The organism is Geopseudomonas aromaticivorans (assembly GCF_019097855.1).
GTDB classification, from domain to species: domain Bacteria; phylum Pseudomonadota; class Gammaproteobacteria; order Pseudomonadales; family Pseudomonadaceae; genus Geopseudomonas; species Geopseudomonas aromaticivorans.
In genome coordinates this window covers 174,920-198,703 of record NZ_JAHRGL010000062.1, presented here as the reverse complement: position 1 = coordinate 198,703, position 23,784 = coordinate 174,920, and the positions used below count along the sequence as shown (strand labels likewise).

Genomic DNA, 23,784 nt, shown 5'->3' with positions numbered 1-23,784 from the left:
ATGACTCTGAACTTTCCGTTGTTGTTGGTGATCGCCGTCGCCGTATGCGGCGTGCTGGCGCTGATCGACCTGCTGCTCCTCGCCCCGCGGCGACGTACAGCCATCGCCGCCTACCAGGGCAGCGTGAGTCAGGTCGATCCGCAGGTGCTGCAGAAGCTGGCGCGCGAGCCGGTGATGGTGGAGTACGGCAAGTCGTTCTTCCCGGTGTTGGCGCTGGTGCTGGTGCTGCGCTCGTTCCTGGTCGAGCCGTTCCAGATCCCGTCGGGCTCGATGAAGCCGACCCTCGAGGTCGGCGACTTCATCCTGGTCAACAAGTTCTCCTACGGCATCCGTCTGCCGGTGCTGGACAGCAAGGTGATCGAGGTCGGCAACCCGCAGCGCGGCGATGTGATGGTGTTCCGCTACCCGAGCGATCCAGCCGTGAACTACATCAAGCGCGTGGTCGGCCTGCCGGGCGATCATGTGCGCTACAGCAGCGACAAGCGTCTGTTCGTCAACGGTCAGCCGGTGGCCGAGACGCTGCTCGGCGACGAGCCCGGCAGCCTCGGCAGTGCCCGCCTGTTCAGCGAGAAGCTGGGCGAGGTCGAGCATCAGGTGCGCAAGGAAATGCGCCGTTACCGCATCGAACCTGACCGTGAGTGGGTGGTGCCGGCCGGCTACTACTTCATGATGGGCGACAACCGCGACAACTCCAACGACAGCCGTTATTGGAACGATCCGGCAATTCCGCTTGCGCTGCATGGCATGGTTCCGGACCGCAACATCGTCGGCAAGGCGTTCGCCGTGTGGATGAGCTGGCCGGAGCCCAAGCTCAGCCACCTGCCGACGTTCGCGCGGGTCGGGCTGATCCATTGAGCGTTGAATCCTCCCGGATACGAGGTCGATCATGAAATTTGCACGTTCGCAGAAAGGCTTGTCGATGTTGAGCTGGCTGGTTGTATTGTGCGTGGTGGGCTTCCTCGCCAGCACGGCCTTCAAGGTCCTGCCGCATTATTTCGACTTCTTCGCGCTGCAGAAAACCATTACTGGTGTTGAAGCCGAAAAGGCTCTGGACATTCGCTCCCCTGCAGAGTTTTACGAGCATGTGCGTCGCGCCAACCAGGTCAATAGCATCGATCTCGACCTGCGCAAGGCGCTGGAAGTGCGCATGGAAAACAATGAGTTCTACGCCCACCTCAAATACGAGAAGCGCGAGCCGCTGATCGAAAACCTCGACCTGGTTGTCCACTTTGACCGCGAATACCGTGTCCGTGCCCCGTGAGTAATCCCCTGCAACGACTCGAGCGTCGGCTCGGCTATAAATTCCAGGACCCTGAACTGATGGTCCTGGCCCTGACCCACCGAAGCTTTGCCGGCCGCAACAACGAGCGGCTGGAGTTCCTCGGCGATGCCATCCTCAACTTCGTGGTCGGCGAGGCGCTGTTCAAGCGCTTTCCCCAGGCGCGCGAAGGTCAGTTGTCACGCCTGCGTGCGCGGCTGGTGAAGGGCGAGACCCTGGCGCGTCTGGCGCTGGTCTTCGATCTCGGCGAATACCTGCGTCTGGGCTCCGGCGAGCTGAAGAGCGGCGGTTTCCGCCGCGAATCGATCCTCGCCGACGCCACCGAGGCGCTGATCGGCGCCATCTATCTGGACACCGGCATGGAGGCGGCGCGCGATCGCGTGCTGGCCTGGCTGGCACCCTATTTCGACGAGCTGACCCTGGTCGATACCAACAAGGATCCGAAAACCCGCCTGCAGGAGTTCCTGCAATCGCGTGGCTGTGAACTGCCGCGCTACGATGTGGTGGATATCCAGGGTGAGCCGCATTGCCGGACCTTCTTCGTCGAATGCGAGATTGCCCTGCTCAATCAAAAGACCCGTGGCCAGGGTGCTAGCCGTCGTATCGCCGAACAGGTGGCGGCGGCTGCAGCACTGGTGGCCCTGGGCGTGGAGAATGGCAATGACTGAATCCCTGCCGAGCCGTTGCGGCTACGTGGCCATCGTCGGCCGGCCGAATGTCGGCAAGTCGACCCTGCTCAACCATATCCTCGGCCAGAAGCTGGCGATCACCTCGCGCAAGCCGCAGACCACCCGGCACACCTTGCTCGGTATCAAGACCGAAGGGCCGGTGCAGGCGATCTACGTCGACACCCCCGGCATGCACAAGGACAACGACAAGGCGCTCAACCGCTACATGAACCGCAGCGCCAGCGCGGCGCTGAAGGACGTCGACGTGGTGATCTTCGTCGTCGACCGTACGCGCTGGACCGAGGAGGATCAGATGGTCCTCGACCGGGTCAAATTCGTCGAGGGCCCGCTGCTGCTGGTGGTCAACAAGATCGACCGCCTCGAGGACAAGGCCGAGCTGCTGCCGCACCTCAAGTGGCTGGCCGAGCAGCTGCCCAACGCGGAGATCGTGCCGATCTCCGCGCTGCACGGGCAGAGCCTCGACACCCTCGAGGCGCTGGTGGCCAAGCACCTGCCCGAAGGCGAGCACTTCTTCGAGGAAGACCAGCTGACCGACCGCAGCTCGCGCTTCCTCGCTGCCGAGCTGGTCCGCGAGAAGGTCATGCGCCAGCTGGGCGCCGAGGTGCCCTACCAGGTCACCGTGGAGATCGAGCAGTTCCAGCAGCAGGGCCGCGTGCTGCACATCCACGCGCTGATCCTGGTCGAGCGCGACGGGCAGAAGAAGATCATCATCGGCGACAAGGGCGAGCGCATCAAGCGCATCGGCCAGGACGCCCGCCGCGACATGGAAGAGCTGTTCGGCAGCAAGGTCATGCTCAACCTGTGGGTCAAGGTGAAGAGCGGCTGGTCCGACGACGAACGCGCCCTGCGCTCGCTGGGCTACGGCGACATCTGAGCTGCGACTCCAACCGCTCCGCTAGGGTGCGCCATGCGCACCTGTGGCGCTGTCCAGGCTTTCGCCGGTGCGCATGGCGCACCCTACGGTTGACATGATCGCTGCCCCCTGTCCCGCCTTTGTCCTGCACTCCCGCGCGTACAAGGAAACCAGCGCCCTGGTGGATTTCCTGACTCCGGAAGGGCGTCTGCGCGCGGTGTTGCGCGGTGCGCGGGGCAAGGCCGGCACGCTGGCGCGGCCGTTCGTGTCGCTGGAGCTGGAGTTGCGCGGCCGCGGCGAGCTGCCGAACGTCGCCCGGCTGGAAAGTGCCGGCATTCCCTACCTGCTCTCTGGCCATGCGCTGTTCAGCGGCCTGTATCTCAACGAGCTGCTGGTGCGCCTGCTGCCGGCGCAAGACCCCCATCCTGCGCTGTTCGATCACTACGCCGCGACCCTCGCCGCGCTGGCCGCCGGCCGCGCGCTGGAGCCGCTGCTGCGTGCCTTCGAATGGCGACTGCTGGATGATCTGGGCTATGGTTTCGCTCTCGACCGCGACTGCCAGGGGCAGCCGGTCGATCCCGAGGCGCTGTACCAGTGGCAGCCTGAGCTGGGCTTTCAGCCGGTCACCCAGCAGCAACCGGGGCTGTTCCACGGCGGCGAGCTGCTGGCGCTGGCCGAGGCCGACTGGGGGCAGCCGGGCGCCCTGAGCGCGGCCAAGCGGCTGATGCGCCAGGCGCTGGCGCCGCATCTGGGCGGCCGGCCGCTGGTCAGCCGCGAGCTGTTCAACAATCGCAAGGAGTCCCGTCGTGACTGAAGCCAACCGCATCCTGCTGGGTGTCAACATCGACCACATCGCCACTCTGCGCCAGGCCCGTGGTACCCGCTATCCCGATCCGGTGAAAGCCGCGCTGGATGCCGAGGAAGCCGGTGCCGACGGCATCACCGTGCACCTGCGCGAGGATCGCCGGCACATCCAGGACCGCGACGTGCGCGTACTGGCCGAAGTGCTGCAGACGCGGATGAACTTCGAGATGGGCGTCACCGAGGAGATGCTCGCCTTCGCCGAGCAGATCCGCCCGGCGCACGCCTGCTTCGTCCCGGAGACTCGCCAGGAGCTGACCACCGAAGGTGGCCTCGAAGTGGCTGGGCAGGAGGCGCGCATCCGGGCTGCGGTCGAGCGACTGGCGGCCATCGGCTGTAAGGTGTCGCTGTTCATCGACGCCGATCCGCGGCAGATCGAGGCTGCCGCGCGCATCGGCGCGCCGGCCATCGAGCTGCACACCGGTCGTTATGCCGACGCGCACACCCCGGCGGAAACCGCCTGCGAGCTGGCGCGCATCCGCGACGGTGTCGAGTGCGGCCTGCGCCACGGTCTGATCGTCAATGCCGGTCATGGCTTGCACTACCACAATGCGGAAGCGGTTGCGGCCATCCAGGGCATCAACGAGCTGAACATCGGCCACGCCATCGTCGCCCACGCGCTGTTCGTGGGCTTCAAGCAGGCGGTGGCGGAGATGAAGGCGCTGATCGTCGCTGCGGCAGCTCGCTAAGCTGCGGTCGCCCGGTGTGCAGGTAGGTAGCTCGCATAGCGATTACCTACCGGGCAGGCTGCGGCCGAGGAGTCGGTAGAAGATCGCTGCACGAGTCGTCTACCTGCGTGGCTGCGGTCTTCGAGATGCGGTGCGCCATGCGCACCCTGATTACGGCTTGCGCGCCAGCACCACGGCGCGCATCGGCGCCGGCAGGCCTTCCAGGGTGCGGCTGTGGTCCTGTGGATCGAGGAATTCCGGCAGCGACTGGAACCGCATCCACTCGGTCGAGCGCTGCTCCTCGACGCTGGTGACGCTGACGTCCACGCAGCGCACGTCGACGAAGCCGGCGCGGCGCAGCCACAGCTCCAGCGCCGCCACCGAGGGCAGGAACCAGACGTTGCGCATCTGCGCGTAGCGGTCTTCCGGGACCAGCACGGTGTTGACATCGCCTTCCACCACCAGGGTTTCCAGCACCAGTTCGCCGCCCCTGACCAGGCAATCCTTCAGTGCCAGCAGGTGGTCGATGGGCGAGCGGCGGTGATAGAGCACGCCCATGGAAAACACCGTATCGAAGCCCTCGAGCTTTTCCGGCAGCTCTTCCAGAGTCAGCGGCAAGTGCCAGGCCGGCAGGTCCGCCAGGTAGTTCCGCATGGCGAGGAACTGGCAGAAGAACAGCCAGTTGGGATCGACGCCGACCACGCAGTCGGCGCCGGCGCCGAGCATCCGCCACTGGTAGTAGCCGTTGCCGCAGCCGACATCCAGCACGCGCTTGCCGGCCAGGTCCAGATGGGGGGCGACCCGCGCCCACTTCCAGTCCGAGTGCCATTCGGTGTCGACGTGCACTCCGAACAGTTCGAAGGGACCCTTGCGCCAGGGGATCAGGCCCTTGAGCGCCTGCTCCAGCGCCGTGCGTTGCTCGGCGGTGCAGGCTCCGGCGAGGGCAAAGCATTCGCCCAGCTCGCGCTGCTCTGCAGTCAGCGGCGGCAGGGCATCGACGGCAGCCTGCCAGCGCGGCAGGTCGCCGTGGCCGTCGGCCAGCTTGCCGGCGAGCATGGCGGGCAGGCTGGCGGCCCAGGCAGCCAGCGGCGTGCCGCGCAGTTTTTCGATCAGGGCGGTGAGGTTGGCGCGGGTGGCGAGGTCGGTCATGGCAGGGCGATCAGCGAGGCGAAGTTCAGGCATTGGAACCAGGGGATGACTTTCGAGAAGCCGGCGGCGAGCAGGCGCTCGCGGTGTTCGGCGAGGCTGTCCGGCTTCATCACGTTCTCGATGGCGCTGCGTTTCTGGGCGATTTCCAGTTCGCTGTAGCCGTTGGCGCGCTTGAAGGCGATGTGCAGGTCGCTGAGCAGTTCCTGCTCCTCGCTATCCTCGAAGCGCAGTTTCTCCGAGAGGATCAGCGCGCCCCCCGGCAGCAGCGTCTGGCGGATGTGCGCCAGCAGATCGCGACGCTGCTCGCGCGGGATGAACTGCAGGGTGAAGTTCAGCGCCACCACCGACGCCGGCTGGAACTCGAGCTGGCAGATGTCGGCCTCAAGCACCTCGACCGGCAGCAGTTCCTGGAACATCGAGTCCTGCGCATGCAGGTACTCGCGGCAGCGCTCGACCATGGCGCTGGAGTTGTCCACCGCGATCACCCGGCAGTCCTCGGCCTGCACATGGCGGCGCAGCGCCTGGCTGACCGCGCCCAGCGAGCAGCCGAGGTCGTACAGCGTGCTGTGCGGCTGGGCGAACTGGCTGGCGATCACCCCGATGTTCTCGACGATGGTCGGGTAACCCGGCACCGAGCGCTTGATCATGTCGGGGAACACCCGCACCACCGCCTCGTTGAACACGAAGTCGGCGACCTGCTCTTGGGGAGTGGCGTAGATGCGGTCGGGGATCTGCTTCACGGCGCGCGCTTCCGGCATGGAAAAGCCCGGCATTCTAGCGGACTGCCGGGCTGCCTCGCAGCACCTTCACTTCAGCTGGTCGGAAAGGTACTCGCCGGCACCCTGCAGCGGGCCCAGTGGGTTGCGTTCGACCTGCATGCGGCGGATCTGCGGCTCGCCGTTGCTGACCTTGTGCACCAGCTTGTCGTCCACCAGCACGAATACCGCGCGGAACGTCCAGCCCTTCATCTCGCGGTTCTTGCGGAAGTTCAGCACGTCGGCCCAGAAACTGCCGACCCGCTGGGTGTCGGTCTGGGTGAACTCGAAGGCATAGCCGCTGCAGCGTTCCTTGGCTTGCAGGCAGGTCACCAGGCTGTCCGGCAGATAGTCGATGGGAATGTTCGGCTGGATGAACATGGTGCGCACGTCGAGGAACGACAGCAGGCGACCGTTGCCGTTGGCCAGGGGGTCGAAGCCCAGGGAGAACAGTTCAGGACGGTTGGTGACGCCGGGGACGGCCTGCGCGTAGCGGCTTTCGGCATCCCCGTAGTCGCGGAACACCGAGCCCACCGTGGCCTGCTCGCTGGGGAGCAGACTGCCGCAGGCGGAAAGCAGCGCGGTCATACTGAGCAACAGTTGCCGCCCATACCTGTTCATGATGTCCATCCCCCAAAAACCCACAACCGATACTATTGCTATAGGCGATTTGGCGATGGCCTGCCCGGCGTGGAGACGAATGGTGGGCTGGGGGGAGCCAGGGGCGCGGGACTACTTGACCGAGATCCGACAGTCGAAGCGCTTGGCTGCCGCTACGCCGTTTTCCCAGGGGCGACGATAGTCCAACTCCAGGCGTGCTTCGCCGCGGGCGATGGCGCGGAAGCGCCAGGTCGAGACGCCGGCACTGCCGACCACGCCGGCGTCCTCCGGGGTCGTGTAGACCTCCGGACCGAGCTGTTTCAGCTGCGGCGCAGCGTTTTCGCGCATGACCCAGCGAAAGCCGGTGGTGGGGTTGCTGGGCAGGCGCAGATTGAACTCCTGGCCTTCGTGCAACTCCATCGGGTCGCAATAGCGTGGCTGTTCGTCCAGGGTCAGGGTGCTCGGCGCCTGTTGCGCGCAGGCGCCGAGCAGGATCAGGCCGGCGAGCGGCAGCAGGCGCAGGGCAGGCAGGATGGGCATCGACAGGCTCCCGTACATGACTGATGACAAGGCCCAGCCTAGCCGATTGCGCTGAGGTTTTCCGAGCCCGAGCTGTGGTGTCGTCCGCCGCTCGGGCTCGGCTGCTCAGGTCGCGGGGAACAGCACCTTGGCGACGTCGGCGTAGCGCCGGGCGAAGTGCACGGTCAGCCCTTCTTTCAGGTAGTCCGGCAGCTCCTCGAAGTCGCCGCGGTTGGCCTCCGGCAGGATCAGCTCGAAGATCTTCTGCCGCCGCGCCGCGATCACCTTCTCGCGCACCCCGCCGATGGCCAGCACCTGGCCGGTCAGGGTCAGCTCGCCGGTCATCGCCACGTCCGCCTTCGGCGCCTGGTTGCGCGCCAGCGACAGCAGGGCGCTGGCCATGGTGACGCCAGCGCTGGGGCCGTCCTTGGGCGTGGCGCCCTCCGGCACGTGCAGGTGGACGAAGGCCTGGTCGAAGAAGGTCGGGTCGCCCTTGTACTTCTTCAGATGCGAGCTGATGTAGCTGTAGGCGATTTCCGCCGACTCCTTCATCACCTCGCCGAGCTTGCCGGTCAGCTTGAAGCCGCGATTGAGGGTGTGGATGCGCGTCGCCTCGATCGGCAGGGTGGCGCCGCCCATGCTGGTCCAGGCCAGCCCGGTGATGATGCCGACGCCCTCGAGCAGGGTCTCCTTGCGGAACACCGCCATGCCCAGGTAGTCCTCGAGATCCTTCGGTCCGACCTTGATCGTGTCCGCCGGGTCTTCCAGCAGCCTGACCACCGCCTTGCGCACGATCTTGCCCAGCTGCTTCTCCAGCTGGCGCACGCCGGCCTCGCGGGCGTAGCCCTCGATCACCATGCGCAGTGCCGCATCGCTGATGCTCAGGCGCGCCTTGGGCACGCCGGCCTTGTCCAGTTGGCGCGGCCACAGGTGCTTCTTGGCGATGGCCAGCTTCTCCTCGGCGATGTAGCCGGACAGGCGGATCACCTCCATGCGATCGAGCAAGGGACCTGGGATCGAGTCGAGGGTATTGGCAGTGCAGACGAACAGCACCTTGGATAGATCCAGACGCAGGTCGAGGTAGTGGTCGAGGAACTCGACGTTCTGCTCGGGATCGAGGGTTTCCAGCAGCGCCGAGGCCGGGTCGCCCTGGTAGCTGGTGCCCATCTTGTCGATCTCGTCGAGCATGATCACCGGATTCATCACCTCGACCTCCTTCAACGCCTGCACCAGCTTGCCCGGCAGGGCGCCGATGTAGGTGCGGCGGTGGCCCTTGATCTCGGCTTCGTCGCGCATGCCGCCGACACTGAAGCGGTAGAACGGCCGGCCCAGCGACTCGGCGATCGACTTGCCGATGCTGGTCTTGCCCACCCCCGGCGGGCCGACCAGCAGGACGATGGAGCCGGCGATCTCGCCCTTGAAGGCGCCGACAGCGAGGAACTCGATGATCCGCTCCTTGATGTCGTCCATGCCGGCGTGATGCTTGTCCAGCACCTTGCGCGCCCGCGCCAGATCCAGCTGGTCCTTGCCCAGCACGCCCCAGGGCACGCTGGTGGCCCAGTCCAGATAGTTGCGCGTCACCGCGTACTCCGGCGAGCCGCTCTCCAGTACCGACAGCTTGTTCAGCTCCTCGTCGATGCGCTTCTGCGCCGCCGCCGGCAGCGTCTTGCCGTGCAGGCGCTTGCGGAATTCCTCGCTGTCGGCGCTCTTGTCGTCCTTGGTGATGCCCAGCTCCTTCTGGATCACCTTGAGCTGTTCGCGCAGGAAGAACTCGCGCTGGCGCTTGCCGATGGTGCTGTTGACCTCGGCGCTGATCTCGTTCTGCAGCTTGGCAACCTCGACCTCGCGGCGCAGCAGCGGCAGCACCTTCTCCATGCGCTTGAGCACCGGCACGGTGTCCAGCACCGCCTGCAGGTCGCTGCCCGGCGCGGTGGTCAGCGCCGCGGCGAAGTCGGTCAGCGGCGAGGGATCGTTGGGGCTGAAGCGGTTGAGGTAGTTCTTCAGCTCCTCGCTGTACAGCGGGTTGAGCGGCAGCAGCTCCTTGATCGCGTTGATCAGCGCCATGCCGTAGGCCTTCACCTCGTCGCTGGGGTCGGCCGGCGTGCGCGGGTAGTCGACCTCCACCAGGTAGGGCGGCGTGCGGCTCAGCCAGTTGCGGATGCGGACCCGCGCCAGGCCCTGGGCGACGAACTGCAGGGTGTCGTCCTGCTTGCTGGCGTGGTGCACGCGCACCACGGTGCCGTGGGTGGGCAGGCTGTCCGGATCGAAGTCTTCGGCGCTGTCCGGCGGATTGTCCATGTAGAACAGCGCCACGCAGTGGTGCTCGGTCTTGGCCACCCGCTTGAGGGTTTCCGCCCAGTGCTCCGGGTTGACCATGATCGGCAGCACCTGGGCCGGGAAGAACGGGCGGTTGTGCACCGGCATGATGTACAGCTGGTTCGGCAGCACCTGGCCCTGCAGCACCACGCCGGTGTTGGCCGCGCTCTCGTCGTCGACGATCTCGTGAGGGGTGTCCTGCTCGCTCATGAATGAAGTTCCTGCACATTCGGGGGATTGCAGCTACATGGGGGACGGGCGCGGGCATTTCAACCGTGGCCCTGCCGGCGGCCGCGGTGCTGCGTGGACTCGCGCCGCGGGGGCCGAGCGCAAGCGGTTTGTCCGGTGTAGGCTGGTAGCAGGACAACCGCTGCCGGTGCGGGAGGGAACGCGATGCTCAAGGCCGCTGAGATTCTCAATGGTGCCTGTCTGCAAGGGACGGCCGCCGCCTTCTTTCCGCACATCAGTGCCCATTACGCGCTGGACGAACAGGCCGGGCTCGGCGAGCTGATGCAGCTGGCCGATCCCGGGCCGGCCGGCATGGAGGCCATCCGCGACGCGGCGCGCAGCCTGATCGAGGTGGTGCGCCGCCGCGACAGCGCCACCGACACCCTCGATGCCCTGTTGCGCGAGTACAGCCTGGACACCCGCGAAGGCCTGATGCTGATGTGCCTGGCCGAGGCCCTGCCGCGCGTGCCGGACGCCGCCACCGCCGACGCGCTGATCCGCGACCGCCTGAGCGCCGCGCAGTGGGAGCAGCACCTGGGCCATAGCGACAACGTGCTGGTCAACTTCGCCGCCTGGGGCCTGGTGCTGACCGGCAGGCTGGTCAATCCGCCGCTGGGCGACGGCCGTCCGTCCGGCGTCATCCGCCACCTGCTGCAGCGCTCCGGCGAGCCGGTGATCCGCGCGGCGATGAGCCAGGCGATGAAGCTGATGGGCAACCAGTTCGTCCTCGGCCGCAGCATCGACGAGGCGCTGGACAACGGCCGCGCCCAGCGCGAGCGGGGCTACAGCTATTCCTTCGACATGCTCGGCGAGGCGGCGCTGACCGCTGCCGACGCCGGGAAATACCAGGCCGACTACCGGCGGGCCATCGAGGCGGTGGGGCAGGCGCCCCAGGTCGGTGCGGGGCCGCGGCCGTCGATCTCGATCAAGCTGTCCGCCCTGCATCCGCGCTACGAAGCGGCGCAGCGCAAACGCGTGCTCAGCGAGCTGTTCGCCAGCGTGCGCGAGCTGGCGCTGCTGGCCCGCGCGCAGCAGGTCGGTATCAGCATCGATGCGGAGGAGGCCGACCGCCTCGAGTTGTCGCTGGAACTGTTCGACAAGCTGCTGCGCGACCCGGAGCTGCGTGGCTGGGACGGACTCGGCCTGGTGGTGCAGGCCTATTCCAAGCGCTGCCTGGCGGTACTGGTGTGGCTGACCCTGCTCGGCCGCGAGCTGGGCGTGCGCATCCCGCTGCGCCTGGTCAAGGGCGCCTACTGGGACAGCGAGATCAAGCACAGCCAGCAGCGCGGCCTGGGCGGCTATCCGGTGTTCACCCGCAAGGAGGGCACCGACACCGCCTACCTGGCCTGCGCCCGCTTCCTGCTCAGCGAGCACACCCGCGGGGTGCTCTACCCGCAGTTCGCCAGCCACAACGCGCACACGGTGAGCTGCATCCTGGCCATGGCGGCGCAGGCACAGGAGCCGCGCGAATTCGAGTTCCAGCGCCTGCACGGCATGGGCGATGCGCTGTACGACGCGGTGCTGGCGCAGCATCACTGCAGCGTGCGCATCTACGCACCGGTCGGCGCGCATCGCGATCTGCTGCCGTATCTGGTGCGGCGCCTGCTGGAGAACGGTGCCAACTCCTCGTTCGTGCACCAGCTGGTCGACCCGCGGGTGCCGGTGGCGGCATTGATCGAGCATCCACTGCAGCGCCTGCGCCAGCACGCCCGCTGCGCCAACCCGCGCATCGTGGCGCCGGAGCAGCTGTTCGGGGCGACGCGGCGCAACTCCCAAGGCATCAACCTGAATATCGCCAGCGAATGGCAGCCGCTGCAGCAGGCCCTGCAGGCGCAGCTCGGGCGGCAATGGCAGGCCGCGCCGCTGTTCGGCGGTCAGCGCCTGGCCGGCAGCGGGCAGGCGGTGCACTGCCCGTGGGATCGGCAGCGGCTGGTCGGCACGCTGCAGTGGGCCGACGCGGCTCAGGTGCCGGCGGTCATGGACGGGCTGGCGGCCGCTTTCCCGCGCTGGAGCGCCACCCCGGTGGCCGAGCGCGCGGCGCTGCTCGAGCGCCTGGCTGACCTGCTGGAGGCGCACCGCGCCGAGCTGCTGGCGCTGTGCTGCCTGGAGGCCGGCAAGACCCTGCAGGATGGCCTCGATGAGGTACGCGAGGCGGTGGACTTCTGCCGCTACTACGCCGCGCTGGCTCGCGAGCGTCTGCTGCGCGGCGAACTGCCGGGGCCGACCGGCGAGCGCAACGAGCTGTTCTACGAAGGGCGCGGCGTGTTCGCCTGCATCAGCCCGTGGAATTTCCCGCTGGCGATCTTCCTCGGCCAAATTGCCGCTGCCCTGGTGGCCGGCAATACGGTGCTGGCCAAGCCGGCCGAGCAGGCCAGCCTGATCGCCATGCGTGCCGTCGAGTTGCTGCTGGAGGCCGGTCTGCCGCCCGCGGTGCTGGCCCTGCTGCCTGGCGATGGCGCCACGCTGGGGACGGCATTCTGTAGCGATGCGCGACTCGCCGGGGTGTGCTTCACCGGCTCCACCGAAACCGCGCGGCTGATCAACCGCCAGCTGGCGGACAAGCCAGGGCCCCTCGCTGTGCTGATCGCCGAGACCGGCGGGCAGAACGCGATGATCGTCGACTCCACCGCCCTGCCGGAGCAGGTGGTCAAGGATGCCGTGCAGTCCGCCTTCACCAGTGCCGGCCAGCGTTGTTCGGCACTGCGCGTGCTCTACGTGCAGGAGGACATCGCCCCGCGGGTGCTCGAGCTGCTCGCCGGCGCCATGGCCGAATTGCGGGTCGGTCCGCCCGATCGGCGCGCCACCGATGTCGGTCCGCTGATCGACGGCGAGGCGCGCGCGACCCTGCTGGCGCACATCGACCGGCTCAAGGGCGAGGGCCGCCTGATTGCCGAGACGCCGTTGCCCTCCGGGTTGGACGGCCACTTCGTCGCCCCGGTGGCCTTCGCGATCGAGGGCATCCATGCGCTGGAGCGGGAGCATTTCGGCCCGGTGCTGCACGTGGTGCGTTACGCCGCCGGCGAGCTGGAGCAGGTGGTCGCGGCGATCAACGCCACCGGCTACGGCCTGACCCTCGGCGTGCACAGCCGCAACGACGACACCGTGCGGCGTATCGAGCGGCTGGCGCGGGTCGGCAATCTCTACGTCAACCGCAACCAGATCGGTGCGGTGGTGGGTGTGCAGCCGTTCGGCGGTCTCGGTCTGTCGGGTACCGGTCCCAAGGCCGGGGGGCCAAACTACCTGCTGCGCTTCGTCAGCGAGCGCTGCACCGCCACCAACACCGCGGCGGTGGGCGGCAACGCCGCGCTGCTGGCGCTGGGCAACGACTGATCGGGCACCGCACGGCGTGATCTGTGGCACGCCGCCAGCACAGCTCGCTGTGCTTGCCTCACCTGCATTGTGCCAAGCAGTCCACACTCCGGCCGGCGGGGCCCGGTTATCCTGTGCGCCGGCCATCATCCGCCGGCTGCCCGGCCCCATTCCTTACCGTCAACGCCCTGTCGAGAGCCCCTTCGCGCATGTCCATCACGCATTCCGCTTCAGGCCCGGCATACGCGGCGCTGACGGCCGTCGGTCGGGTGCGTCAGCACAACGAAGACGCCATCCTGTGCTGCCCGCGGTTCAACCTGTGGGCGGTGGCCGATGGCATGGGCGGCCACCAGCGCGGCGAGGTGGCCAGTGCCCTGGCGCTGAAGACCCTGCAAAGCCAGCTGCGTCGTGGCGAGGATCTGCTGGGTGCCATCCATGGCGCCAATGCCGCGATTCTCGCCGCGGCCAGCCAGGATGACAGCCAGCGCGGCATGGGCACCACCCTGGTTGCCGTGTGCTTTTCCGGTGCCGATTTCCAGCTGGCCTGGGTCGGCGACAGCCGCGCCTACCGGGTGGGCGCCAGCGGCATCGAGCAGTTGAGTCGCGATCACAGCTGGGTACAGGCGATGGTCGATGCCGGGCGGATGACGGCGGAGGAGGCGAGCTGCCACCCCCGGCGCAATATCGTCACCCAGTGTCTCGGCCAGGCTGACCAGGAACTCCAGGTCGATCAGCTGCACGGACGCTTGGGCAGTGGCGAGCTGCTGCTGCTGTGCAGCGACGGCCTGACCGGCGAACTGAGCGATGCCGAGATCCAGCAGCTGTGCGCCAGCGCCGCCACCCTCGATGCCCTGGTCGACGATCTGGTCGAGTCGGCCAACCGCAAGGGTGGCAAGGACAACATCTCCTGCATCGTGCTGGCCTTGGTGGCGCCAGCGCCCGCCGAAGAGCGGCCGCGCAGCTTTCTCGACAAACTGTTGAAACCCGCAAAATCCTGATTCGGCGTCCCCCTCCCATGAGCGACAGCGCACTCGTAATTCCCGGCTACACCCTGCACGGCCCGCTCGGCAAGGGCGGCATGGCCGAAGTCCACCTGGCCACCCAGCAGTCGCTGCAGCGCAAGGTGGCGATCAAGATTCTCAGCAAGTCCGAAGACCAGGCCTTCATCCAGCGCTTCATCAAGGAGGGGCATCTGGTCGCCTCTCTGCATCACCCCTCGATCATCACCATCTACGACATTGACCAGTTGGCCGATGGCCGCCACTACCTGGCCATGGAGTTCCTGCCCGGTGGCGACCTGGCCCGCCACAAGGGTGAACTGTTCGCGCCGGAGCGCGCGCTGGCCATCGTCCGCCAGATCGCCAGCGGCCTGGCTGTGGTGCACGACAAGGGCCTGGTGCATCGCGACGTGAAGCCGGCCAACATCCTGTTCCGCGGCGACGGCACCGCGGTGCTCACCGACTTCGGTGTGGCCAAGGACCTCGACCTCGACAGCGAGCTGACCCAGTTCGGCATCGCCGTCGGCAGCCCGGCCTACAGCAGCCCGGAGCAGGCGCAGTGCCTGCCGCTGGACGCGCGCAGCGACATCTACAGCCTGGGGGTGATCCTGCTGGAGATGCTCACCGGCAGCAATCCCTTCCGCGGCGGCAACTACACCCAGACGGTGATGAACCACGTGCAGATGCCGGCACCGGCCCTGCCGGCGGCCCTGGCGGGCTGCCAGGCGCTGCTGGAACGCATGCTGGCCAAGGACCCGGAGCAGCGCTTTGCAGACTGCCGGGCGCTGCTGGCGGCGCTGGACCAGGTCGAACTGACCGATCCGGACGAAACCCGCATTGGCCCGGCGGTCGGCCTGACCGCCACGCGCGCGGAGCCCCCGCTGGCTCCGCCCCAGGTCAAGGCGGCGCAGGCCGCCAAACCGCGCAAGTCGGTGCTGCCGATGCTGCTCAGTGTGCTGGCGCTGCTGGTCACCCTGACCGCCGGTGGCCTGTACTGGCAGCAGCAGCGCCAGATCAACGACCTGCTGGCCCAGGCCGAGCAGCGTCTGGCCGCCGGACAGCTGGTGGAGCCGGCAGAGGGCAGCGCCGAGCACTATTTCCGCGCGGTGCTGGCGATCGACGCGCGCAACCAGGCCGCCCTGGGCGGTCTCGAGCGGGTCAAGGGCGCGCGCATCGCCGGCTTCCTCGCGCTGGGCGAACAGCGCCTGGGCGAGGGCCTGCTGCTGGAGCCGGTGCAGGACAGCGCCGACCATTACTTCAACCAGGCCCTGCTCCTGGACGCCGGCAATGCCGGCGCTCTTGACGGTCTGCGCCGGGTGCTGGAGGCGCGCATCGCCGCCAACCTCGCCCGCGCCGAGCAGAGCATCGGCGAGCAGCGTCTGCTGCAGCCCGAAGACGACAGTGCGGTGCATTACTACCGGCAGATTCTCGACTGGGTGCCGGGGCACGAGCAGGCCGTCGCCGGTCTGCAGCGCGTCGCCATGCTGTATCGCGACCTGGCCAATGCGGCCTACCGCAAGGGCAACTTTCCCGGTGCCCTGGCGATGATCGACAACGGCCTGCAGGTGGAGCCGCAGCATCCGCAGCTGCTCAGGATGCGCGACGAACACCAGGCGTTGCTGAGTTCGGCGCGTGCCGCCAAGGCATCCCAGGCCAGCCGGCCGACGTCGCCGCAGCCCGCGCAGCAGCAGGAACAGAGCAATCCGATCAAGCGGGTGTGGACCAATCTATTCGGTAACTGACAGGCATGCCGCCATGATCATTGGCGGAACGTGAACAGGACAGGCTTCATATGCTCAAACTGCATTTCAAGGACGGTCGTCAGGCCCCCATCTGGCTGGTCGAAGAGCGCTTCAGCATCGGCGAGGACCGGCGCAACCAGCTAGTGCTCGCCGAGCCTGGGATCGGCGCCTTCCATGCCGAGATCATCCAGCGTGACGGCCACTACTTTCTCAGTGACTGCGACAGCGCCGGCGGCACCTTCGTCAACGGTCAGCGCATCACCACCCAGTACCAGTTGCGCCCCGAGGACCAGCTGCGCATCGGCTCCGTGGAGCTGCTGCTGCTTGATCCGGGCAAGGCCGTGGTGCGCCCCGACGCCACGGTGCGCTGGTATCTGCAGGTGAACTCGGGCGAGCAGGTGGGCAAGAAGTTCCACCTCCAGCCGGGCAGCCTGGGCGTCGGCCGTTCGAGCAAGTGCGAGCTGTGCTTTGGCGATCCTGAACTGTCGCGCCGGCACGGCGAATTCTTCCTCAAGGACGATGTGCTGGAGGTCAAGGACCTGGCCTCGGCCAATGGCGTGTACGTCAACCGGCAGAAGGTCGACACCGCGGTGCTGACACCTGGTGACGAGGTGCGCATGGGGTCGGTGACCCTGCTGGTGATCGGCCCCAAGGTGGGGGCTCGAGCGCACGAGGAGGCGGAGGAGGATGAGGACGCCACCCAGTTCATGAAGGCCGTCGACCTGCCGAAAGCGGACAAGCCTCAGACGGCTGGCCGTGCGCCGACGGCCAATCCGCTGCGCGCCGCGGCGCAGGCCGAAGCGGCGGCGCCCCCGGCCGCGAAGGCCGACGCCAACCTGCTCAAGCTTGCGTTGCTGGCGGGGGGCCTGCTGGTGGCGGCGGCTGCGGCGGGCGTGTTGCTGGTTCGCTGACGGGGGCGACTCCTCGCAACTGCGGGGGCTGGGTTATGCTGCGCGCCCTCTTTGTCCGATAGCTACTTGGCCAGGCCGATCATGACCCAACCGCAGAAGAACCCGTTGCATGGCATCACCCTCGAGGCCCTGCTCACCGAGCTGGTGGCGCAGCATGGCTGGGACGGACTGGCGCAGCGCGTCGATATCCGCTGCTTCAAGAGCGACCCGAGCATCAAGTCGAGCCTGACCTTCCTGCGCCGCACGCCCTGGGCGCGGGAGAAGGTGGAAGCCTTGTACGTGCAGTTGCGTCAGCAACAAGGCTGAGGCCTCATTCGCCCAGCACCACCCCCTCGCGGCGCGGATCGGCGCCGCCGAACCAGCCGTCCGGCGTGCGCTGGATGGCCTGCAGGCCACTGGGCAGCTCGCTCTCGCCGACTTCGTGACCCAGCCGGCGCAGCGCCTCGAGCGTGGCGGGCGGGAAACGCCCCTGCTCCAGCACGGTCGGGCCGTTGAAGTTGCTGAAGTTGGGCAGGTCGATGGCGCGCTGGGCATCGAGCTGCCACGGGTACAGGCCGAGCAGGGTCTTGGCGGTGAAGTGGATGATCGCCGCGCCGCCGGGCGAGCCGAGGCTGGCCAGCAGCTCACCGTTTTTCGCATCGAACACCAGGGTCGGGCTCATGCTCGAGCGCGGGCGCTTGCCCGGCTCGACGCGGTTGGCGACCGGCCGGCCTTGCGCATCGCGCGGGGCGAGGGCGAAGTCGGTGAGCTGATTGTTGAGCAGGAAGCCGCCGGGCAGACCGGTGCCGCCGTCGCTGAGCTGGCGCGCGCCGAAGGCCTGCTCGATGCTGCTGGTCATCGCCAGCGCATGGCCTTCGGCATCGACGATGCTGACGTGGCTGGTGCCGTACTCCTCCTGCGCCGCCTGCGGCGCCCAGGCCAGCGGTGTGCCGCCGGGAACGCCATGGCTGGCGGTGCCCATGCTCCGCTCGCCGATCAACGTCGCGCGCTGTTTCAGGTAGGCCGGGGCGAGCAGGCTGCGCCAGTCGCCGGCCGGCGGCGCGACGAAGGTCGGGTCGGCGATGTACTGGGCACGATCGGCAAAGGCCAGCTTGGCCGCTTCGCTGTAGCGGTGCAGGAAGGCCGCGGAGGGGCGGCCGTCCACCAGCGGGTTTTGCTGGGGTGGCAGCTGTTCGAGCAGGCCGAGAATCTGCATCAGCGTCAGCTGCCCGGAGGAGGGTGGCGGGAAGCCACAGACGCGGTACTGCGCCAGCCACAGCTGGCACAGGGCCTCGCGCCGCAGCGGCTGGTAGTGCTGCAGGTCGGCCAGTTGCAGGCGCCCGGGGTTGCTCGGGTGCTGGCGGACCTTGGCCACCATGGCCTGGGCCACCGGCCCCGCGTAGAAGGCCGCGCTGCCGTGACGGGCGATGCGCCTGAGCATCTCGGCCAGCGCCGGGTTGCGCAGGACCTGGCCGACCGGTAGCGGCGCGCCATTGGCACGGTAGTAGAAGGCGGCGGCGCTCGGATCCTGGCGCAGGTACTGGTCGGCGGCGAGCAACTGGTGCAGGCGCGGGCTGATGGCGAAGCCCTGTTCGGCCAGCTCGATGGCGGGGACGAACAGCACCGCCCAGGGCAGCTTGCCATGGGCGCGATGGGCGCTCTCGAGCATCTTCAGCACGCCGGGCACGCCCACCGCGCGGCCGCCGACTACGGCGTCGATGAAGGCCATCGGCTTGCCGTCGCTTTGCAGGAACATCTGCTCGTCAGCATCGGCCGGCGCGGTTTCGCGGCCGTCCCAGGCGTCGAGGCGCTGGCCGTCCCAGTGCAGGAGGAACGCGCCGCCACCGAGGCCGCTGGACTGCGGCTCCACCAGGCCGAGCACCATCTGCACGGCGATCGCCGCGTCCACGGCACTGCCGCCGGCTTGCAGGATCTGCCGGCCGGCCTCGGCGGCCAGTGGATTGGCGGCGGCCACGGCGTAGTGCTGCAGCTGCCAGCCGGGCTTGGCCTGGTGGCCGCTGGCGGCCTCCGGCTGGATCGGGCGGATTTCCAGGGGGAGCGCCTGGTGGCGGGCGCAGGCGGCGAGCAGCAGGCTGACGCCCAGGCCGAGCACGCAGCGCAGCCGCTTGGGGGGACGCGGGATCACGGCTTATTCCTTTGGCTGACTCAGCGAGGCGTGCATCTGCTCCGCAGCGGCGCCCTTCTTGGGTGCCTGGCAGGCGGTGGCTTCGGCCAGCAGGTAGGGCTGCAGTAGCGGCATCATGCCCTTGAGCGTTTGCACCGGCAGCGCCGAGGTGAAGGTGAAACGTTCCGACTGTTCGCCGGCAACATAGGCGGTCAGCGTACCGAAGTGCCGCGGGCCGAGGAAGAACACGAAGGTGGCGGTGCGATTGCGCGCGGTCGAACTGCTCACCCAGCCGCTGCGGGTAAAGGTCTCGAGGCGGTTGTCGCCCGTGCCGGTCTTGCCGCCGACCATCAGCGGCTGGCCATCGGCTTGCAGCAGCACGCCCTTGAGGCGGCGCGCGGTGCCGTTTTCCACCACCTCGGCGAGCACGCTGCGCAGCGCCGTGGCCACTTCGGGACGCATGACCCGCTCGCCGCTGGTCTGCTCGCGCTCCAGGCGGGTTTCGTAGGGCGTGGTGGCGGCGAAGTGCAGGTTGTCGATGCGTACCGTCGGCAGGCGCACGCCGTTGTTGAGGATGATGCCCATCAGCTCGGCCAGTGCCGCCGGGCGATCGCCGGAGCTGCCCAGCGCGCTGGCCAGCGAGGGCACCATGTGATCGAACGGGAAGCCCAGGCGGGCCCAGCGCTGGTGCACGTCGGTGAATGCCTCGACCTCGACCATGGTGCGGATGCGGCTGTCGCGGGCGCTGCGGTGACGGGTCTTGAACAACCAGCTGTAAACCTCCTGGCGCTCGTCGCGGCTGGCCTCGGCGGCGGCGCTGAAGTCGGCCTGCGGATTCTGCATGCGGTAGCCGATCAGCCACAGCTCCAGCGGGTGCACGCGGGCGATGTAGCCCTGGTCGGGCAGGTTGAAGGCCCCGGGACCGTAGCGATAGTAGTAGTCCTCGAGTTTCTTCGGCGGCGGCATCAGCTTTTTGCCGAGGTGGGCCTGCATGACCTGGGCGAACTCTTCGAGGCTGGCCTGCGGGTACAGGTAACGATGGATGGCGGCCAGGCGCGACTGGCTCAGGCGCAGGCCCTCGAGCAGGGTTTCGAACATCTCCTGCGGGGGCTTGTCGCGGTACTTGCTCCAGAAGCGCCGCAGGAACACCGTACCTTCCTTGTCGGCGAAGCGGGTCAGGTACTCGCGGCGGCGTGGATCCTGGTCATCGGTCAGCAGTTGCGCGCTGTTGTTGGCCATGTTGTAGGTACTGTAGCGCACCACGTCGCGCAACAGCCGCACGAACGGCAGGTTGATCGACTCGCGCAGCGCTTCGCGCATGGTCGGTCGGCGGCCGTTGTCCTCCTTGCGGAAGTTGTTGAAGGTGTGCGCGCCGCCGCCGGTGAAGAAGGTTTCGCCGGGGCTGGCGGAGTATTTGCGCTCCAGCGCGGCGTCGATCATTTCTTCCACACTGGCCTGCGGATTGACCCGCAGGTAGTCCAGCGCCCACACGCTGAGGTTGTCGCGGGGGTTGACCTGCTCGGCCAGGCTGCGCAGCTCGGCCGGCGTCTTGCCGGCGTAGTGATCGTGCAGTTCGCTGACCATTTCCAGATAGGTGGCCATCACCCGCAGCTTGGCGGTGGAGCCCAGCTCCAGCTTGCTGCCCTCGTTGATGTCGAACGGCTGGCCGGTGGTGTCGGTCTGCACGCGCACGCGGTTGCCGTTGGCGCCGCGCTCGAACAGGGTGAAGCTGTAGCGCACATCCGCGGTCAACGCGGGGCTCAGCAGGCGCTCGCCGAACAGGCCGACCTGCTCGGCGAACACCGGGTCGGTCAGCTTGCCCAGGTAGTTGCTGACTTCCTGCTGCAGGGGCTGATTGAGGGTGGCGTCGACCGCGAGGTCGAGGCGGTCGAGGTCATACAGCTGCGTGCCGAGCTGGCGCACCAGCCGGGTGCGGACGGCGTTGATGCCCTTGTCGCTGGCTACCGGTGGCAGCGCCGGATCGGTGGCCATGTTGCGGAACGTCAGCTGCTGGCCGAGCGCGGCATCGCGCAGGGCCGCGCTGATCACCCCCGCGCCGGCCAGTACGCGCAGGTGGCTGTCGGTCAGTTCGGCCAGTTCGACGCGGCCGTTGTTCAGATACCAGGACGGCCGGCGCTGGGCGATCATCAGCGCCAGCACCTGGCGCAGGGCCAGGCCGCGCTCGGCCAGGCTGGCATCGGAGTTGCTGCGCAGGGCCCGGTTGCTGCGGGCAAAGTCGGCGCCGAACCACACCCACAGGCCGTCGCCGATGCCATGCACCTCGCCGTAACCGCCCGCCGCGGAGAGCGGCACGTTGTTGATGTAGTCGTGGACGATCTCCCGGCGCAGCGGCAGGGTTTCGCGCCCTTCGCGGTAGGCGCGCACACTGGCCGAGAGCATCTGCCGCAGCTTTTCCGCCGCGTTGGGCGTGCGCCCGTCCGGCGAGTGGCGGAACTTCTCGATCTGCGTGGCCAGGGTGCTGCCGCCAGCGGAGTCGGTATCGGCGTCCAGCCGGCGGGCCAGTTGACTCCAGGCCGCCTTGAGGAAGCGCGGCCAATCGACCGAGGGATTGAGATGCGGGCGCTCAGTGTCGAGGAGGTTGCGGTTCTCGATGAACAGCAGGCTCTGCACGGCCAGCGGCGGAATGTCGTTGAAGCTTTCGTAGTAGCGCTGCGGGTGGCGGAAATCGAACATCGGCTCGCCGCGGCAGTCGCTGATGTCGATGCCGGCGCGGGTCTTCTCGCGAAACGGCGGATACAGGCCGTGATCGGTGTACTCGAGCAGCGGTGTGGAGAAGCGTGCCTGGCTGGCGACCACGTAACCCTGGTTGTTCAGGCGGCGGATGAACTCCGGCAGGCCGACATAGCCGAGGCGCTGGTCGAACGGCCCCTGCTGCGGATAGCGGATGGCATCGCTGGGGCCCGGCTCGACCCGGTATTGCAGGCGGGCCGACCAGTCCCCCAGCAGGCGCGACTGCCACTCCGAGGTCTGCGCTTCGCGCGCCGCCCACAGGGCGCCGGCGGCGGCGCAGCCGAGCAGGACCACGGTGAATCCCCCGCGCACGGCCCATATCCGGCGCCGACTGGTTTTCAGCGAGGCCTGCAGGGCCTGCGAGCGTACGGGTTGATCGGCGGCGGATGAGGTCTGCTCGGGGGCGCCCATGATGTCTGTATCCATGACGGCATTTATCGATTATTGACAACAGCTTAGCCGTATTCACCAGCGGTCGCCTGCGAGCTGTCACACAGAGCGATATCATGCCGGCCCCAGAGTTCGGAGCACCACATGCAGGCGCTGCGACCGAGGGAAATGACTGACGACCCCGTCTGTGACGCGGGAGCGGATTATGCGGCAATCTGAAACCGGGAGGGACAGGGATGGCGGGCAAACTGCACTGGTTGGGAGTGATTCGCGGGCGCTTTCTGCTGCTGGCGCTGACCTGCGTGGCGCTCGGCATCGCCGCGGCGCTGCAAACGCGCGATCTGGACGGCGGCTTCGTGGCCGACGCCTTGCTGGTACTGCTCGGTGCCCTGGCCGCCCACGCCGGGGTCAATGCCCTCAACGAATACAGCGACTATCGCAGCGGCCTCGACCAGCAGACCCGGCGCACCCCGTTCAGCGGCGGCAGCGGTACCCTGGTGGCCCAGCCGCAATACGTCGATGTCGCGCAGTGGCTGGGCCTTGGCGCGGTGGGGCTGACAACCGCCATCGGCCTGTACTTCCTGATCCGTCAACCGGCACTGGTCTGGAGCCTGGCCCCGCTCGGCGCCGTGGGCCTGGCGCTGGTGCTTGCCTACACCCCCTGGCTGACCCGCCGCCCGTGGCTGTGCCTGCTGGCGCCGGGCCTCGGCTTCGGCCCGCTGATGGTGCTCGGCACCCAGGTCGTCCTCGCCGGGCAGATCAGCCTCAGCGCGGCACTGCTGTCGCTGGTGCCGTTCTTCCTGTGCAACAACCTGCTGCTGCTCAACCAGTTCCCCGACATCGAGGCCGACCGCTCGGTCGGCCGTCTGACCTTGCCCATGCTGCTCGGCCGTGCTGGTGCGGTGCAGGTGCTCGGCGTGCAGTGGCTGCTGGCCTTCGCTGGCCTGCTGGTCTGCGTGCTGGCCGGTTGGCTGCCTGCCGGCGCCGCGGCCGGCCTGCTCGGCGCCCTGCCGGCGCTGCGCGCCTGGTGGCTGCTGCGCCGCGATGCCGACGACCTGGAATGCCTGCTACCGGCGATGGGCTTGAACGTGGCGGTGAGCGTGGCGACGCCGTTGTTGATGGCGGTGGGGATGCTGGTGGGTGGCTGAGCGGGCGATGCTGCTGCCTGATCGATCTGCAGCAAGATAGCCGCCGAGATTGTTTCCCTATGGAGCGGCTGTTCGAGCGGCATGTCGAGGTGCTGCTGGGCAAACAGCTGCCGAGCGGCGCGAAGCTGTTGCCCCAGCGCTCCAGGCATTCCCTGTGCACCCACCGTGACGAGCCGATGTTCCGCCTCAAGCCCGATCTGCTGCTGGAGCATCGGGGGCGAACCTGGGTGCTGGACAGCAAGTGGAAGCTGATCGACGCCGCGGCCCGCGAGCGCAATTACGGACTGAGCCAGGCCGATTTCTACCAGCTGTATGCCTACGGCCAGACCCACCTGCAGGGGCAGGGCGAGATGGCGCTGATCTATCCGCGGACCGAGCGTTTCCGTGAACCGCTGAAGCCTTTCGCCTTTTCCGAGCAGTTGAGGCTGTGGGTGTTGCCGTTCGATCTGCTGGCAGGCGAGTTGCTCGGTGGCGAACGGGTGGGTTTGCCGCTGGGTTGCTGAAGCGCCCGCTG

The 23,784-nt window shown here is 67.9% G+C and carries 20 protein-coding genes; 13 read left to right on the top strand and 7 right to left on the bottom strand.

Annotated features, from left to right (window positions below):
• The 6 genes from lepB (at window position 1) to pdxJ (ending at window position 4,371) form a co-directional block, all read left to right on the top strand.
• The gene (gene lepB, locus KRX52_RS18215) at window positions 1–855 is read left to right on the top strand and encodes a signal peptidase I (RefSeq protein WP_217683147.1); all 855 of its coding nucleotides are present in this window, start codon (window positions 1–3) and stop codon (window positions 853–855) included.
• 31 nt (window positions 856–886) lie between these two features.
• Window positions 887–1,261 carry a DUF4845 domain-containing protein gene (locus KRX52_RS18210; protein WP_217683146.1) on the top strand — a complete coding sequence of 125 codons (375 nt, stop codon included), beginning with the start codon at window positions 887–889 and terminating at the stop codon, window positions 1,259–1,261.
• Window positions 1,258–1,947, top strand: coding sequence for a ribonuclease III (gene rnc, locus KRX52_RS18205; RefSeq protein WP_217683145.1), 690 nt, complete (start codon window positions 1,258–1,260; stop codon window positions 1,945–1,947). The genes KRX52_RS18210 and rnc overlap by 4 nt, the downstream gene beginning before the upstream one ends.
• Complete coding sequence (era, locus tag KRX52_RS18200; protein WP_217683144.1) at window positions 1,940–2,842, top strand: GTPase Era; 903 nt, start codon at window positions 1,940–1,942, stop codon at window positions 2,840–2,842. The genes rnc and era overlap by 8 nt, the downstream gene beginning before the upstream one ends.
• Window positions 2,843–2,936: 94 nt before the next feature.
• Window positions 2,937–3,635 carry a DNA repair protein RecO gene (gene recO, locus KRX52_RS18195; protein WP_217683143.1) on the top strand — a complete coding sequence of 233 codons (699 nt, stop codon included), beginning with the start codon at window positions 2,937–2,939 and terminating at the stop codon, window positions 3,633–3,635.
• Window positions 3,628–4,371 carry a pyridoxine 5'-phosphate synthase gene (pdxJ, locus tag KRX52_RS18190; RefSeq protein WP_217683142.1) on the top strand — a complete coding sequence of 248 codons (744 nt, stop codon included), beginning with the start codon at window positions 3,628–3,630 and terminating at the stop codon, window positions 4,369–4,371. Before recO ends, pdxJ begins: the two co-directional genes overlap by 8 nt.
• Window positions 4,372–4,521: 150 nt before the next feature.
• Here the strand turns inward: pdxJ and cmoB are convergent, their stop codons facing one another.
• From cmoB to lon, 5 genes are all read right to left on the bottom strand, one after another.
• Window positions 4,522–5,499 carry a tRNA 5-methoxyuridine(34)/uridine 5-oxyacetic acid(34) synthase CmoB gene (gene cmoB / locus KRX52_RS18185; RefSeq protein WP_217683141.1) on the bottom strand — a complete coding sequence of 326 codons (978 nt, stop codon included), beginning with the start codon at window positions 5,497–5,499 and terminating at the stop codon, window positions 4,522–4,524.
• Entirely contained in the window at window positions 5,496–6,239 is a 744-nt protein-coding gene (gene cmoA / locus KRX52_RS18180) for a carboxy-S-adenosyl-L-methionine synthase CmoA (protein WP_437439715.1), read from the bottom strand. Before cmoA ends, cmoB begins: the two co-directional genes overlap by 4 nt.
• A gap of 66 nt (window positions 6,240–6,305) precedes the next feature.
• The gene (locus KRX52_RS18175) at window positions 6,306–6,884 is read right to left on the bottom strand and encodes a hypothetical protein (protein ID WP_437439714.1); all 579 of its coding nucleotides are present in this window, start codon (window positions 6,882–6,884) and stop codon (window positions 6,306–6,308) included.
• A gap of 102 nt (window positions 6,885–6,986) precedes the next feature.
• On the bottom strand, window positions 6,987–7,394 hold the full coding sequence (locus KRX52_RS18170; protein WP_217683139.1) for a protease inhibitor I42 family protein: 408 nt from the start codon (window positions 7,392–7,394) through the stop codon (window positions 6,987–6,989).
• A gap of 105 nt (window positions 7,395–7,499) precedes the next feature.
• Window positions 7,500–9,899, bottom strand: a complete 2,400-nt coding sequence (gene lon / locus KRX52_RS18165; protein WP_217683138.1) for an endopeptidase La — start codon at window positions 9,897–9,899, stop codon at window positions 7,500–7,502.
• A gap of 183 nt (window positions 9,900–10,082) precedes the next feature.
• Here lon and putA point away from each other — a divergent pair, with 183 nt between their 5' ends.
• The 5 genes from putA (at window position 10,083) to KRX52_RS18140 (ending at window position 17,183) form a co-directional block, all read left to right on the top strand.
• The gene (gene putA, locus KRX52_RS18160) at window positions 10,083–13,247 is read left to right on the top strand and encodes a bifunctional proline dehydrogenase/L-glutamate gamma-semialdehyde dehydrogenase PutA (RefSeq protein WP_217683137.1); all 3,165 of its coding nucleotides are present in this window, start codon (window positions 10,083–10,085) and stop codon (window positions 13,245–13,247) included.
• Window positions 13,248–13,435: 188 nt separating this feature from the next.
• A complete protein-coding gene (locus KRX52_RS18155; protein ID WP_217683136.1) occupies window positions 13,436–14,224 on the top strand; it encodes a PP2C family protein-serine/threonine phosphatase in 789 nt (262 codons plus the stop codon).
• A gap of 17 nt (window positions 14,225–14,241) precedes the next feature.
• Window positions 14,242–15,966 (top strand): serine/threonine-protein kinase, encoded by a 1,725-nt coding sequence (locus tag KRX52_RS18150; RefSeq protein ID WP_217683135.1) that lies wholly within the window; start codon window positions 14,242–14,244, stop codon window positions 15,964–15,966.
• Window positions 15,967–16,016: 50 nt separating this feature from the next.
• On the top strand, window positions 16,017–16,877 hold the full coding sequence (locus tag KRX52_RS18145) for an FHA domain-containing protein (protein WP_217683134.1): 861 nt from the start codon (window positions 16,017–16,019) through the stop codon (window positions 16,875–16,877).
• Window positions 16,878–16,958: 81 nt separating this feature from the next.
• The gene (locus KRX52_RS18140) at window positions 16,959–17,183 is read left to right on the top strand and encodes a VF530 family protein (protein WP_217683133.1); all 225 of its coding nucleotides are present in this window, start codon (window positions 16,959–16,961) and stop codon (window positions 17,181–17,183) included.
• 4 nt (window positions 17,184–17,187) lie between these two features.
• Here the strand turns inward: KRX52_RS18140 and KRX52_RS18135 are convergent, their stop codons facing one another.
• Both KRX52_RS18135 and KRX52_RS18130 read right to left on the bottom strand, forming a co-directional pair.
• The gene (locus KRX52_RS18135) at window positions 17,188–19,002 is read right to left on the bottom strand and encodes a gamma-glutamyltransferase family protein (RefSeq protein WP_217683132.1); all 1,815 of its coding nucleotides are present in this window, start codon (window positions 19,000–19,002) and stop codon (window positions 17,188–17,190) included.
• Window positions 19,003–19,005: 3 nt separating this feature from the next.
• Window positions 19,006–22,143, bottom strand: coding sequence for a transglycosylase domain-containing protein (locus KRX52_RS18130; RefSeq protein ID WP_437439717.1), 3,138 nt, complete (start codon window positions 22,141–22,143; stop codon window positions 19,006–19,008).
• A 215-nt stretch (window positions 22,144–22,358) separates the two neighbouring features.
• Here KRX52_RS18130 and KRX52_RS18125 point away from each other — a divergent pair, with 215 nt between their 5' ends.
• Together KRX52_RS18125 and KRX52_RS18120 are read left to right on the top strand one after the other, a co-directional pair.
• Entirely contained in the window at window positions 22,359–23,270 is a 912-nt protein-coding gene (locus tag KRX52_RS18125; protein ID WP_217683130.1) for a prenyltransferase, read from the top strand.
• A gap of 59 nt (window positions 23,271–23,329) precedes the next feature.
• Complete coding sequence (locus tag KRX52_RS18120; protein ID WP_254797661.1) at window positions 23,330–23,773, top strand: 5-methylcytosine restriction system specificity protein McrC; 444 nt, start codon at window positions 23,330–23,332, stop codon at window positions 23,771–23,773.
• Window positions 23,774–23,784: the final 11 nt, after the last annotated feature.

Excerpts from the sequence above, each read along its gene's own strand:
- lepB (WP_217683147.1), top strand. The coding sequence starts at position 1 with ATGACTCTGAACTTTCCGTTGTTGTTGGTGATCGCCGTCGCCGTATGC.
- KRX52_RS18210 (WP_217683146.1), top strand. The coding sequence starts at position 887 with ATGAAATTTGCACGTTCGCAGAAAGGCTTGTCGATGTTGAGCTGGCTG.
- era (WP_217683144.1), top strand. The coding sequence starts at position 1,940 with ATGACTGAATCCCTGCCGAGCCGTTGCGGCTACGTGGCCATCGTCGGC.
- recO (WP_217683143.1), top strand. The coding sequence starts at position 2,937 with ATGATCGCTGCCCCCTGTCCCGCCTTTGTCCTGCACTCCCGCGCGTAC.
- cmoB (WP_217683141.1), bottom strand. The coding sequence starts at position 5,499 with ATGACCGACCTCGCCACCCGCGCCAACCTCACCGCCCTGATCGAAAAA.
- KRX52_RS18175 (WP_437439714.1), bottom strand. The coding sequence starts at position 6,884 with ATGGACATCATGAACAGGTATGGGCGGCAACTGTTGCTCAGTATGACC.
- KRX52_RS18170 (WP_217683139.1), bottom strand. The coding sequence starts at position 7,394 with ATGCCCATCCTGCCTGCCCTGCGCCTGCTGCCGCTCGCCGGCCTGATC.
- lon (WP_217683138.1), bottom strand. The coding sequence starts at position 9,899 with ATGAGCGAGCAGGACACCCCTCACGAGATCGTCGACGACGAGAGCGCG.
- putA (WP_217683137.1), top strand. The coding sequence starts at position 10,083 with ATGCTCAAGGCCGCTGAGATTCTCAATGGTGCCTGTCTGCAAGGGACG.
- KRX52_RS18155 (WP_217683136.1), top strand. The coding sequence starts at position 13,436 with ATGTCCATCACGCATTCCGCTTCAGGCCCGGCATACGCGGCGCTGACG.
- KRX52_RS18150 (WP_217683135.1), top strand. The coding sequence starts at position 14,242 with ATGAGCGACAGCGCACTCGTAATTCCCGGCTACACCCTGCACGGCCCG.
- KRX52_RS18145 (WP_217683134.1), top strand. The coding sequence starts at position 16,017 with ATGCTCAAACTGCATTTCAAGGACGGTCGTCAGGCCCCCATCTGGCTG.
- KRX52_RS18140 (WP_217683133.1), top strand. The coding sequence starts at position 16,959 with ATGACCCAACCGCAGAAGAACCCGTTGCATGGCATCACCCTCGAGGCC.
- KRX52_RS18130 (WP_437439717.1), bottom strand. The coding sequence starts at position 22,143 with ATGGGCGCCCCCGAGCAGACCTCATCCGCCGCCGATCAACCCGTACGC.
- KRX52_RS18125 (WP_217683130.1), top strand. The coding sequence starts at position 22,359 with ATGGCGGGCAAACTGCACTGGTTGGGAGTGATTCGCGGGCGCTTTCTG.
- KRX52_RS18120 (WP_254797661.1), top strand. The coding sequence starts at position 23,330 with ATGGAGCGGCTGTTCGAGCGGCATGTCGAGGTGCTGCTGGGCAAACAG.